This is a genomic window from Erwinia endophytica (genome assembly GCF_009295515.1).
GTDB lineage: Bacteria > Pseudomonadota > Gammaproteobacteria > Enterobacterales > Enterobacteriaceae > Erwinia > Erwinia endophytica.
The window spans coordinates 134,566-146,809 of sequence record NZ_RQVV01000032.1 but is presented as its reverse complement, the minus strand read 5'-3'; the positions used below and the strand labels follow the sequence as shown (position 1 = coordinate 146,809).

Below are 12,244 nucleotides of genomic sequence, written 5' to 3'. Positions count from 1 at the left end.
AATTTTCAGCTTGTTAGCGGATAAAGAATTTAGCTGTTCTGCGGACTGAGGTCCGGAGGATTTTGTTTTGTGGCATGGCGTTAAGGCAGTCACGGAGCGGAAGAGACAGGACGGCACAAAGAATTTGCCTGGCGGCTTTAGCGCGGTGGTCCCACCTGACCCCATGCCGAACTCAGAAGTGAAACGCCGTAGCGCCGATGGTAGTGTGGGGTCTCCCCATGCGAGAGTAGGGAACTGCCAGGCATCAAACAAGCGGAAGCCCCGACCGGAAGGTCGGGGTTTTTTGCGTTATAAGCTCACATTATCTGTTTTTGCAGCCATTGAGCGATGAATCCAGCAATTTGTTGTGGGTTATTAAGATCAAGCAGCGGATAGTTGACAGAAATTTTACGATCACTGGCGACCGCGATGACATGTTCATCCAACAGCTGATCCAGGGCCTGCTCTCTTTCCCCTTCTCGCCACAGCGCAATTTTCGCTACTGGCTCGTGTTTAAATCCTTCCAGCAAGATAATATCCAGCGATGATAGATCCATGCGACTGGTTAGAAACTGTAAATCAGGTTGTTGTTGCGGCGTTTCGGTCATTAACGCCCAGCGTTGCTGATTAAAGACCATGACTTGATCAGCTCCGGCTTTGCGCAGCTCATAGCTGTCTTTACCGGGTATATCGATGTCCATATTATGGTGAGCGTGTTTGATCAGACCGGGACGGATACCTTGAGCTTTCATAATAGTAATTAATTGTTTTAACAGTGTTGTTTTACCTGTACCACTGAAGGCTGTAATCGCTAAAAGCGGGATCATCGACATACCTCAAAGCAAGAGATCTTCAGGACAATTAATATTGGCAAAAGCACCGGGGCAATCATCAAAAGGTACGCTGTGGCCACCCGCCTGTTGTAGAAAAAGCATGACTTTCCTTTCTCCCTTTGCCAGGAAAGAAGCCAGTGCCGGTGCCAGGCTGATATGCAATAGCGCTAATGTTGGATGCTGTCGTTGTGCCGATTGGGCCCAGACTGCCATAGCATGATGCTTACCTTGCCAGAGATGCGACACCAGGTTTTCCGGTAACGCTGGTGTATCACATGAAACAAATACCGCCCATTCGGTTTCGATATTTTCCAACGCGGCAAGCATTCCTGCTAATGGGCCGGGAAAGTCTGGCAATGAATCACTGATTACCGGCAGGCCGCTTTGCTGATACGCCGCCAGGTTACGATTAGCGTTGATGTATATTCGGCTTACCTGGGGTTGCAGCCGTGCCAGTACATGCTGATAAAGCGGTTTTCCCTGATAGAGGAGCAGTCCTTTATCTTCCCCCCCCATACGAATACCACGCCCTCCTGCGAGAATAACACCGGTCACGTCAACAGACGGAGATAGAAAATTGCTATCTGTCACGCTTACACTCTCTTTTATTGTGGGTTTAACCCTGCTACCGTAACAGGATCGGGATTAGAACAGGAAGAAATTCATGAAATGTCATCGTCTCAATGAACTGCTGTCACTGTTACAGCCAGCCTGGCAACAGGAGCCAGATCTGAATCTGGTGCAATTTTTACAGAAACTCGCAGCAGAAGCCGGTTTTACTCAGCCACTCGACGAGTTAACGGATGATGTATTGATCTATCATCTTAAAATGCGTGGTGCGGACAAGAATGAAGAAATTCCAGGTCTTAAAAAAGACTATGAGGAAGATTTCAAAACCGCTCTCTTGCGTGCGCGTGGCATTATCAAAGATTAAATCCCTCCTTTCATCCGTCTCTAATGATATTCTTGATCGTTCATTGATTGCGATTATCTGCGAGTATGCCGGATGAAAGAACCAGCGTTTAACTTTCAATATTTAGACCCGGACGCCATCCTGGATGCGCTCTGGGAAACTGGAATTCGCGTGGAGTCTGGGCTTACCGCGTTGAACAGCTATGAAAATCGGGTTTATCAGTTCACGGACGAAGATAAAAAGCGTTATGTGGTGAAGTTTTATCGCCCTCAACGCTGGTCGCCGCAGCAGATTACAGAAGAACACCAGTTCACTGCTGAGCTATTGGCTGATGAAGTGCCTGTAGCGGCTCCTCTGGTTCTGCAAGGTAAAACGCTACATCAGCATGAGGGCTACCTGTTCACGGTGTTCCCTGGCTTAGGAGGGCGTCAGTATGAAACGGATAATTACGATCATCTGGAGTGGGTTGGGCGCTACCTTGGTCGCATCCATCAGACCGGACGAAAGAAAATCTTCTCGGCTCGTCCAACCATCGGTTTGCAGGAATATATTACCGAGCCGTTGCAGGTGCTTGAAGCCAGTAATTTGATTCCGGGCAAGCTGAAGGAAAATTTATTGACCAGTGTTCGCTTGCTCGGAACAACTTTACAAAACTGCTGGCATACTCAGTGGCAGCCGTTACGCCTGCATGGTGACTGCCATCCCGGCAATATTCTTTGGCGCGATGGTCCTCTGTTTGTTGACCTGGATGATGCCCGTAATGGCCCGGCTATCCAGGATTTGTGGATGTTGGTCAATGGTGATAGCCAGGAACAACGTATTCAGTGGGACATTCTGCTGGAAGCCTATACTGAATTCAGTGAGTTTGATTCACATGAATTGTCACTGATTGAGCCTTTACGCGCTATGAGGATGGTTTATTATCTGGCGTGGGTTGTTCGCCGTTGGCAGGATCCAGCATTTCCCGCCAGTTTTTCATGGATGACGGATGAGGATTTCTGGTGCAGGCAGATTTCCATTTTTAACGAGCAGGTCAGGCTGTTGCAACAACCACCATTGCAACTGATGCCCATATTCCAGGGTTGATAGCCTTTTCCGATTTGCCTAATTTGTTGTGAGGAGAGAGTATTTAAATGAAAAAGATTTTATTTGCGCTGGTTGGAATGGTCCTGGCATTCAGCGCTTCGGCAGCCCAATTTACCGATGGTCAGCAATACATCACTTTGCAGAAACCTGCAGCCGGGGAACCCCAGGTTCTGGAGTTCTTCTCTTTCTTCTGTCCGCACTGCTATGAGTTTGAACATGTCTGGCACGTCAGCGATGCTGTGAAGAAAAGCCTGCCAGAGGGTACTAAAGTGACGAAATATCACGTCGAATTCCTTGGCGGTGATATGGGTAAAGTTGTGACACAGGCTTGGGCTGTGGCCATGGCGTTGGGGGTGGAAGATAAAGTGACGTCCCCTATCTTTGATGGTATTCAAAAAACGCAAACCATTACCGATCCTGACAGCCTGAAAGATGTTTTTGTTAAAGCTGCTGGAATTACTCCCGAACAATATGATGCAGCATGGAACAGCTTCGTGGTGAAATCACTGGTTGCTCAACAGGAAAAAGCGGCAGAAGATGTTGATCTGCGTGGTGTTCCTGCCATGTTTGTTAACGGTAAATATATGGTGAACAATGGCGGCCTGGATACCAGTTCAATGGATAACTACGTGCAGCAATATGTTAACGTGGTGAAGTTCCTGCTGACCCAGAAATAAGCATTGATTTATCCTCCCAATATTCGAGTTGAGGGAAGATAGCCAGCGAATAACACCTGATGCCTGTTAAGGTCAGTGACAGAGACTCATGTGGCTAATGTACCTGCGGCTTGAAGTGTGATGGTGAGTAGAAGACGCCGGCTTTTAGTCGGCGTTGTTGTTTCCCGTCTTCTGAACGCTTATTTACGGGATAAACTACCATTCTCTGGTGGTTTTTTCAGTAAGAGATCCTGTCTTATCGTTTCGCTTGATAATTAATATCCACATAAAATAAATTCCATAAAACCTGAAATTAATCCTGGATTGAATTATTAACCTGATGATTTTAATTGGTTTTTGTTATTTTCTCGCTGTGCTTTACTGCATATAACAATACGTTAGCAAATTTACGCACAAAGTTATCCACAGCTTGTTATTGCGTGCTTTGCCACAAATCCTCTTTCACGGGCAAGTTAATACGCGGAGTTATTTCATTTTTCAGGCTGAGCTGTGGCATCCTTACCCCATTGAGAAAACCAACGAAGAATGTGACGACTTATGGCACAAATTGCAGAAAACCCGCTAATTTTGGTAGATGGATCTTCTTATCTTTATCGCGCTTATCATGCGTTTCCTCCACTGACCAACCGTGTGGGAGAACCTACCGGGGCAATGTATGGCGTGTTGAATATGCTGCGCAGCCTGTTACTGCAATATAAGCCCAGTCATGTCGCGGTGGTTTTTGATGCCAGGGGTAAAACATTCCGTGATGAGCTTTTTGAACATTACAAATCTCACCGACCACCGATGCCGGATGATTTGCGTGCGCAGATTGAGCCACTGCATAACATGGTAAAGGCGATGGGGCTGCCTTTGTTGGCTGTTTCTGGCGTGGAGGCGGATGATGTCATTGGTACGCTGGCACTGGAAGCAGGAAAAATCGGCAAGCCTGTGCTGATCAGCACGGGTGATAAAGATATGGCTCAGTTGGTGACGCCGGATATTACCCTGATTAACACCATGAATAATGCCATTCTTGGTCCGGATGAGGTGGTTGAGAAATACGGCATCCCTCCGGCGCTGATTATCGATTTCCTCGCCCTAATGGGAGACGCTTCGGATAATATTCCTGGTGTGCCAGGGGTGGGCGAGAAAACGGCTCAGGCGTTAATTCAGGGGCTGGGTGGCATTAAAGACATATACGAAAATCTGGATAAAGTGGCCAGTTTATCATTTCGTGGTGCGAAAACGATGGCCGCCAGGTTGGAACAGAATAAAGAGGTTGCCTTCCTTTCCTATCAGTTAGCGACGATCAAAACTGACGTTGAGCTTGATCTCACCGTTGAGCAACTGACGGTCAGTGAACCCGCCGTAGAAGAGCTGCTGGGTCTGTTTCGCCATTACGAATTCAAACGCTGGATTGTCGATCTGGAAGAAGGTAAATGGTTGCAGGGTAAGAAGAGCAATCCTCAGGCACAAAAAGCACTGGCTGAAACAGTGGAAGAACCGTCGGAGACAGCCAGCGTACTGCCAACAGATGGCTACGTCACTATTTTGGATGAAAAGACTTTTAACGACTGGCTGGAAAAATTATCCCGCAGCTCACTGTTCGCTTTCGATCTGGAAACAGACTCTTTGGATACTCTCAGCGCCACTATTGTTGGGATCTCGTTTGCGGTTGCGCCAGGAGAAGCGGCTTACCTGCCCGTAGCCCATGATTATCTTGATGCGCCGGTTCAACTGGATCGTGACAGCGTGTTGACACGCCTGAAACCATTGCTGGAAGACCGTAATCTGCTGAAAGTTGGTCAGAATCTGAAGTATGATCGCGGTGTGCTGAAGAATTATGATATTGAGCTGCAGGGCATCAAATTCGATACCATGCTGGAATCCTATGCGCTGAACAGTGTCGCCGGGCGGCATGATATGGATACGTTGGCTTTGCGTTGGCTGAACCACAAGACCGTGACGTTTGAAGATATTGCGGGTAAAGGTAAAAAGCAGCTGACCTTTAACCAAATCGCTCTGGAACAGGCTGCTCATTATGCTGCTGAAGATGCTGATGCCACACTACAACTGCATCTCAAGATGTGGCCAGAGCTGGAAAAAGAGCCGGGTCCAAAGCAAGTTTTCGAAGCGATTGAAATGCCGCTACTCACCGTCATTTCGCGTATTGAACGTAATGGCGTGCTGATTGATCACGGCATTCTGGCGAAACAGTCGCAGGAGCTGACCTTGCGGTTGGGCGAACTGGAACAGCAAGCACACGAGCTGGCTGGTGAACCATTTAACCTTTCGTCGCCCAAACAGCTGCAAACTATTCTTTTTGAAAATCAGGGGATTAAGCCGACCAGGAAAACACCGGGCGGCGCACCGTCCACGAGTGAGGAGGTATTGGCTGAGCTGGCTCTGGACCATCCTCTGCCCAAAGTGATTCTGGAGCATCGTGGTTTGTCCAAGCTGAAGTCGACCTATACCGATAAACTGCCGCAGATGATTAATCCACTGACCGGACGGGTACACACCTCTTATCATCAGGCGGTAACGGCAACAGGGAGACTCTCTTCATCCGATCCTAACTTGCAAAATATTCCGGTACGTAATGATGAAGGACGACGTATTCGCCAGGCCTTTATTGCTCCGGCTGGTCACAAGATAGTCGCAGCGGACTATTCACAAATTGAACTACGTATCATGGCCCATCTTTCACAGGATAAAGGGTTGTTGACGGCCTTCTCTGAAGGACAGGATATTCACCGCGCGACCGCTGCTGAGGTATTTGGTGTGGCGCTGGATAGAGTCACTGCAGAACAGCGTCGCAGCGCCAAGGCTATTAATTTCGGTCTGATTTACGGCATGAGCGCGTTTGGACTTTCCCGTCAGTTAAGCATCGGCGCGGGTGAAGCGAAAAAATACATGGACCTGTACTTTGAACGTTATCCAGGCGTGCTGGAATATATGGAGAGTACCCGTCAGCTGGCGACGGAAAAAGGTTATGTCTCCACGCTGGACGGGCGTCGCCTCTATCTGCCGGACATCAAAGCCAGCAACGTAATGCGACGTAAAGCCGCTGAACGTGCCGCGATTAACGCACCAATGCAGGGAACTGCCGCGGATATTATTAAAAAAGCGATGATTGCTGTCGATAGCTGGTTGGCGCCACAGGCGAACCCCGAGGTGAAAATGATAATGCAGGTACACGATGAACTGGTGTTCGAAGTGAAAACATCAGCCGTTGAAGCTGCAACCGTTAAAATCCGCGAGTTGATGGAAAACAGCATGAAACTGGAGGTTCCTCTGCGGGTTGATGTTGGGGTCGGCGATAACTGGGATCAGGCCCACTAATAACCTATGGTCACTGATGGAGGAGGCTGAAATCACAGGATTTCAGCCTCTTTTTTTAGCCATAAGAAAACAGTTTAGTTAATCGGTTCAGCTGTATTTGCTCTTTATTCGCACTGAGCATTTTTCCTAACCATTGATGTTGAAAGCATTTTTTTTGTAATTTAGCTACAGATAATGCCATTTTATGTGAACCAGGTTGGATAATACGCGGTGTTTTATGAAAATTAACAACAAAAAAAACTTTTGGGTGCAGGAAAAATCATGTAGAGTTTGAGTCGTAGGGTACAGAGGTAAGATGTTCTATCTTTAAGACCTTTTACTTCACGTAATCGGATTTTGCTGAATATTTAGCCGCCCCAATCGTTATGATTGGGGCGTTTTTTATTGGGCGTCAGTTCCCTTCATATTTTTGCCGTAGGTTCAGTTTTACTCTTCAGGGATGTCTTCTGTGGCCGCAGGTGGCAGCTCGCTGAACCAGCTGTTCAGTTTGGTGCTTAGCTTATCGACACCGATTCTCTTCAGTGACGAAAATATCTCAACCTGAACATTGCCGACAAACCCCTTTGCCACTTCACGCACTTGATTTAGTTGTGCTTTACGCGCGCCGGAAGCCAGCTTATCGGCTTTGGTTAACAGTACCAGTACCTGAATCCCGCTCTGCACTGCCCACTGAATCATTTGCTGGTCCAGATCCTTGAGCGGATGGCGGATATCCATCAGCACCACCAGACCTTTCAGACACTGACGTTCCTGCAGATATTCCGCCAGTGCGCGCTGCCACTTAAGCTTCATCTCTTCCGGTACTTCTGCATATCCATAGCCAGGTAAATCCACCAGACGATATCCATCAGCAACTTGGAACAAGTTGATTAGCTGTGTGCGTCCTGGCGTTTTACTGGTACGCGCGAGGCTTTTTTGATTCGTTAGCGTGTTCAGCGCGCTGGATTTTCCTGCATTGGAGCGACCAGCAAAAGCCACTTCAATACCGGTATCGGCCGGTAGGTGACGAATATCAGGTGCGCTGGTAACAAAATGAGTAAGGTGATAATTCCAGCCAGACACAATGAAAACTCCAGATATAAGGGTAATTGCGCAGAGTATACCTTGTATGGATTGAAAGCGCTCAGCCTGACACTGATCGGTGAAGGATTTGTAAGAGATTGACCATGGTTTTTTTAGGAAATTATCCTCACTTTTATTTAAATGAAAATAAAAATAATTAATAAACAATCATATAAATTAGATTAGTTTATTAATATGGGAAAATTGTGGTAGATGACTTGTGAGTTTGACCATTTAGTCTAAAGTATCGTTCAGAACCAGGAAGGTTCATTCCAGGACAGAAAGCTCAGGGTGGCATCAGGATGATGCAGAGCAGGGATGGAATGTGTTGTGGACAACGCGCCTGAATGGAAAGGATGTGTCCAGGATGGACTAAATGGCAACGGAAGACTGGGATGTTGTGTGCTAAAAAGGATGCTGACTAGAGTCAGTCCTTCTGCGGAAGGTGCGAAAAAGGCGACAGGGTGACCTGTCGCCTTTTTTCTTGGTCTGCTTTCTGCTAGATTCCGCCGCAATTCTATACTGAAGATAAATAGTCTGAGAGCTGAAATCATGAAGCAACCTACACGCGTATCCCTGAGCAATAAACCGGCAGTACATGCCAAACGTAAAACGCGCGATCAAGTGAATACCGAAGCGCGCGATCGTAAACGTGATAAAAAACATCGCGGTAATGTTGCTGGCAGCCGTGCTAATCCAGTTACACCAGAGAAAAAAGGTGGTAACGGCGCTAAAAATAAAGATCCACGGATTGGTAGCAAAAAACCAGTTGCGTTGGGGGGGGATGTCCAGCCAGTGAAAAAGAGGAGCAAACCGGTTAAATCCGCTGAAGATCAACAACCGCGCCTGACACCGGAAGAAGAGTTGACGACACTGGAAAATGACCCTCGTTTGGATGCGTTACTGGATCGACTGGAGGATGGTGAAACGCTGAAAGCGGAAGATCAGGCATGGCTCGATCAGACTCTCGATCGTATCGATGTACTGATGGAGCTATTGGGTATCGCACTGGATGATGATGTCGATGATGAAGAAGCGGAGGAAGATATGTACCGTCTGTTAAAGGGCGGCAACTGATCTTCTGCTACGCTGCGAACGGTAAGTTAGGATGGTGCCAAAAAAATCGCCATCTCTGTAAAAGGTTTCTCTGTTGATGGGTTGGCCTGGATCAATTTACCTGCTGATTTTGCTCTGCGGCCTGCTGTGGATGTTGGGTAAACTATGGCGTCTGTCCAGACTGAGAAACCGGCTGCGTAGAACGACCGTCCGTCAGCCTCTCAGACCTGCTCTCCCCATCCGACGGGCGGCAGCCAGATGCCAAAGAAGGAGTGAACACAGTGACGCAGATGATTGAATGGGATCAGGCCCTGATTCAGAAATACAATATTTCGGGGCCTCGTTACACCTCTTATCCCACCGCGCTGGAATTTCACCAGGATTACGATGAGACGGATCTGTTACAGGCCAGCCAGCGTTACCCGGATCGTCCATTGTCGCTGTATATCCATATCCCTTTCTGTCATCGGCTGTGCTATTTCTGTGGTTGTAATAAGTTAGTGACACGTCAGCAGCATAAAGCCGATGAATATTTGCAGGCGCTGGCTATAGAGATTGCTGCCCGCGCCAGGTTATTCAGCAATCGCACGGTCACACAAATGCACTGGGGCGGCGGTACGCCGACTTATCTGAATAAAGCGCAGATAACCCGACTGATAGATCTGCTGCGCACACATTTTCGCTTTAGCGAAACAGCCGAATTGTCGATTGAAGTTGACCCGCGTGAAATTGAGCTGGGCGTGCTTGATCATCTACGGGCTGCTGGATTCAATCGCCTGAGCATGGGGGTGCAGGATTTCAATAAGGAAGTGCAGGAGAAGGTCAACCGTGTTCAGGATGAAGAGATGATCGTCTCCTTGCTCGAACGCGCCAGGCGGTTGGGCTTTACCTCCATTAATCTGGATTTGATCTACGGTTTGCCAAAGCAAACGCCGGAAAGTTTTGCCTTTACGCTGAAGAAGGTGGTTGCACTGAACCCTGACCGGCTTAGCGTGTTTAACTATGCACATATGCCGCATTTGTTCGCTGCTCAGCGAAAAATCAAGGAAGCGGATCTCCCTGATAGCCAACAGAAACTGGCTATTTTGCAGCAATCTATCGCGATTCTGACCGCGGCGGGTTATCAGTTTATCGGTATGGATCATTTTGCCCGTCCTGATGACGAGCTGGCAGTTGCCCAGCGGAAGGGACAACTGCACCGTAATTTTCAGGGGTACACCACCCAGGGCGACAGCGATTTGCTGGGAATGGGGGTTTCTGCCATCAGCATGATCGGTGACAGTTATGCGCAGAATGAGAAAGAATTAAAGCACTGGTACGCCGCGATAGAGCGGCAGCAGACCGCATTATGGCGTGGGCTAAACCTGAGAGCTGATGACTGTCTGCGCCGGGAGGTGATTAAAACACTGATGTGTAATTTTTCGCTGAATTTTGCTGATTTTACGACGGCTACGCAGAACTTTACCGACTACTTTGCTGAGGATTTAGCATTACTGGCACCGTTTATTGCGGACGGGCTGGTGGAATGCGATGGAAAAAGTTTACAGGTGACCGCCAGAGGGCGGATGCTGGTCAGGAATATCTGCATGTGTTTTGACGCTTATCTGCGTCAGAAAAAACCAGTGTCACAATTTTCGCGGGTGATATGAAAAAGGCCGGACTATCGTCCGACCCTCTCTTAATTTAACAAATTCAGCATCAAGGCGCACATTACAGCAGCCATGGCAGTCTGCGGAGAATGCGCTCCAGCTTGTGCTGTTTGCGTCATGAAGTGGATTAACGATTCCAGCATGATATTCCTCCCCGGTAACCGTCCCAAATGATACCGATCAGCACGGGTGTGTAAAGTCGGGAAAGCATAAAAAATGTGCATAGCGATGCTTTTTTACACTTCCCCCTGCTTATTCCATGCCCAGTTCTTTCAACTTGCGGGTCAGGGTATTTCGTCCCCAGCCCAGCAGGCGTGCTGCTTCTTGCTTATGCCCCTGAGTATGACGTAGCGCGGTGGTTAATAGCGTACGTTCCATTTCCGGCTGGGCTTCTGACAGCAGGTTTTGATGACCGGAACGTAGCGCGCGGTCGGCCCATTGCGCCAGCAATGTCGCCCAACTGTCTGGCAGAGACTGTACCGGGTTCTCCGGGGTGGCGGTCTCAAACAACTCTGAGGGCAGGTCCTGGATCAAGACTTCCTGTCCGGCAGCCATCACCGTTAGCCAGCGACAGGTATTCTCTAACTGGCGCACATTCCCTGACCAGTGCAGACGGGTCAGGGCGGTTTCTGTTTCCGGATGCAAAACCTTCGCTTCAACACCGAGTTCACGGGCAGCGACTTGCAGGAAGTAACGCGCCAGGCGTGGAATATCTTCCCGACGTTCGCGTAGTGGGGGCAGATGTACGCGGATCACGTTCAGACGATGGAACAGATCTTCACGGAATTTACCTTCTTGTACGCGCAGCTCCAGATTTTGGTGGGTTGCCGCAATAATACGCACATCCACTTTCACTGGCGCATAACCACCAACGCGATAGAACTGACCATCAGCCAGCACACGCAGCAAACGGGTCTGCACATCCAGCGGCATATCGCCGATTTCATCAAGGAACAGCGTACCGCCATCGGCTTGTTCGAAACGCCCCTGACGAATTTGGTTTGCGCCGGTGAAAGCGCCTTTCTCATGACCGAACAATTCTGACTCGATCAAATCTTTTGGGATCGCGGCCATATTCAGCGCGATAAACGGCGCTTTGGCGCGTGGGCTGTGGCGGTGCAGAGCATGAGCCACCAGTTCTTTACCCGTACCCGATTCACCATTAATCAGCACACTGATTGATGAGCGTGAGAGACGACCAATAATGCGGAATACATCCTGCATTGCGGGGGCTTCGCCGATGATATCGGTAGTCGGGCCACTAACGGGTTGATTACGCGGTTGTTGTTGTTCCTGATAATGACTGATCGCTCGTTCGACCAGTGCCACCGCCTCGTCAATATCGAAAGGCTTCGGCAGGTAATCAAATGCGCCTTGTTGGTAAGCGCTAACAGCGGCATCCAAATCAGAGTGGGCGGTCATGATGATGACCGGGAGCATCGGGTGTCGCTGTTTTATCTGTTTGAGTAGTGCCAGTCCATCCATGCCGGGCATACGGATATCAGAAAGTAAAACGTCTGGGGTTTTGGTGGCAAGGGCGTCCAGCACCTCGTTACCGCTGTCAAAAGTCGCACAGCTTAAACCGGCTCCAGTGAGCGCGCGTTCAAGCACCCAGCGGATGGAGCTATCGTCATCGACGATCCAAACTATCCCTCGTTGCATAGA

General features: G+C 48.8%; 11 protein-coding genes, 1 rRNA gene and 1 pseudogene. 8 read left to right on the top strand and 5 right to left on the bottom strand.

The window, feature by feature from the left end:
- Positions 1-127 precede the first annotated feature (127 nt).
- Positions 128-243, top strand: a 5S ribosomal RNA gene (gene rrf, locus EH228_RS10780).
- 53 nt (positions 244-296) lie between these two features.
- Here rrf and mobB read toward each other — a convergent pair.
- Both mobB and mobA read right to left on the bottom strand, forming a co-directional pair.
- Entirely contained in the window at positions 297-806 is a 510-nt protein-coding gene (mobB, locus tag EH228_RS10775; RefSeq protein ID WP_152321670.1) for a molybdopterin-guanine dinucleotide biosynthesis protein MobB, read from the bottom strand.
- Positions 807-815: 9 nt separating this feature from the next.
- The gene (gene mobA, locus EH228_RS10770; protein WP_275065361.1) at positions 816-1,403 is read right to left on the bottom strand and encodes a molybdenum cofactor guanylyltransferase MobA; all 588 of its coding nucleotides are present in this window, start codon (positions 1,401-1,403) and stop codon (positions 816-818) included.
- Between the two features lie 73 nt (positions 1,404-1,476).
- Between mobA and EH228_RS10765 the strand changes: the two genes are divergently transcribed.
- The 5 genes and pseudogenes from EH228_RS10765 to spfP all read left to right on the top strand — a co-directional run bounded on the left by EH228_RS10765 (position 1,477) and on the right by spfP (position 7,155).
- On the top strand, positions 1,477-1,746 hold the full coding sequence (locus tag EH228_RS10765; RefSeq protein ID WP_152321668.1) for a YihD family protein: 270 nt from the start codon (positions 1,477-1,479) through the stop codon (positions 1,744-1,746).
- A 72-nt stretch (positions 1,747-1,818) separates the two neighbouring features.
- A complete protein-coding gene (locus EH228_RS10760; RefSeq protein ID WP_152321667.1) occupies positions 1,819-2,811 on the top strand; it encodes a serine/threonine protein kinase in 993 nt (330 codons plus the stop codon).
- A gap of 47 nt (positions 2,812-2,858) precedes the next feature.
- Positions 2,859-3,488, top strand: a complete 630-nt coding sequence (gene dsbA, locus EH228_RS10755) for a thiol:disulfide interchange protein DsbA (protein WP_152321666.1) — start codon at positions 2,859-2,861, stop codon at positions 3,486-3,488.
- A 537-nt stretch (positions 3,489-4,025) separates the two neighbouring features.
- Positions 4,026-6,812 carry a DNA polymerase I gene (gene polA / locus EH228_RS10750; protein ID WP_152321665.1) on the top strand — a complete coding sequence of 929 codons (2,787 nt, stop codon included), beginning with the start codon at positions 4,026-4,028 and terminating at the stop codon, positions 6,810-6,812.
- 295 nt (positions 6,813-7,107) lie between these two features.
- Positions 7,108-7,155, top strand: a pseudogene (gene spfP, locus EH228_RS20925) (small protein SpfP).
- An 83-nt stretch (positions 7,156-7,238) separates the two neighbouring features.
- On the opposite strand, the gene yihA reads toward spfP, so the two are convergent.
- Positions 7,239-7,874 carry a ribosome biogenesis GTP-binding protein YihA/YsxC gene (yihA, locus tag EH228_RS10745; RefSeq protein ID WP_152321664.1) on the bottom strand — a complete coding sequence of 212 codons (636 nt, stop codon included), beginning with the start codon at positions 7,872-7,874 and terminating at the stop codon, positions 7,239-7,241.
- A gap of 552 nt (positions 7,875-8,426) precedes the next feature.
- Between yihA and yihI the strand changes: the two genes are divergently transcribed.
- Together yihI and hemN are read left to right on the top strand one after the other, a co-directional pair.
- Positions 8,427-8,951, top strand: a complete 525-nt coding sequence (gene yihI / locus EH228_RS10735; RefSeq protein WP_152321662.1) for a Der GTPase-activating protein YihI — start codon at positions 8,427-8,429, stop codon at positions 8,949-8,951.
- A 269-nt stretch (positions 8,952-9,220) separates the two neighbouring features.
- A complete protein-coding gene (gene hemN, locus EH228_RS10725) occupies positions 9,221-10,579 on the top strand; it encodes an oxygen-independent coproporphyrinogen III oxidase (RefSeq protein ID WP_152321673.1) in 1,359 nt (452 codons plus the stop codon).
- Between the two features lie 29 nt (positions 10,580-10,608).
- Here hemN and EH228_RS10720 read toward each other — a convergent pair whose 3' ends face one another.
- Positions 10,609-10,722 (bottom strand): YshB family small membrane protein, encoded by a 114-nt coding sequence (locus tag EH228_RS10720; protein ID WP_152321661.1) that lies wholly within the window; start codon positions 10,720-10,722, stop codon positions 10,609-10,611.
- 109 nt (positions 10,723-10,831) lie between these two features.
- Positions 10,832-12,241 (bottom strand): nitrogen regulation protein NR(I), encoded by a 1,410-nt coding sequence (glnG, locus tag EH228_RS10715; protein WP_152321660.1) that lies wholly within the window; start codon positions 12,239-12,241, stop codon positions 10,832-10,834.
- Positions 12,242-12,244 lie beyond the last annotated feature (3 nt).

Bases quoted from the DNA above. Each gene is read 5' to 3' on its own strand.
- mobB (WP_152321670.1), bottom strand. From the start codon at position 806: ATGATCCCGCTTTTAGCGATTACAGCCTTCAGTGGTACAGGTAAAACA.
- EH228_RS10720 (WP_152321661.1), bottom strand. From the start codon at position 10,722: ATGCTGGAATCGTTAATCCACTTCATGACGCAAACAGCACAAGCTGGA.
- EH228_RS10765 (WP_152321668.1), top strand. From the start codon at position 1,477: ATGAAATGTCATCGTCTCAATGAACTGCTGTCACTGTTACAGCCAGCC.
- glnG (WP_152321660.1), bottom strand. From the start codon at position 12,241: ATGCAACGAGGGATAGTTTGGATCGTCGATGACGATAGCTCCATCCGC.
- dsbA (WP_152321666.1), top strand. From the start codon at position 2,859: ATGAAAAAGATTTTATTTGCGCTGGTTGGAATGGTCCTGGCATTCAGC.
- yihI (WP_152321662.1), top strand. From the start codon at position 8,427: ATGAAGCAACCTACACGCGTATCCCTGAGCAATAAACCGGCAGTACAT.
- EH228_RS10760 (WP_152321667.1), top strand. From the start codon at position 1,819: ATGAAAGAACCAGCGTTTAACTTTCAATATTTAGACCCGGACGCCATC.
- polA (WP_152321665.1), top strand. From the start codon at position 4,026: ATGGCACAAATTGCAGAAAACCCGCTAATTTTGGTAGATGGATCTTCT.
- hemN (WP_152321673.1), top strand. From the start codon at position 9,221: ATGATTGAATGGGATCAGGCCCTGATTCAGAAATACAATATTTCGGGG.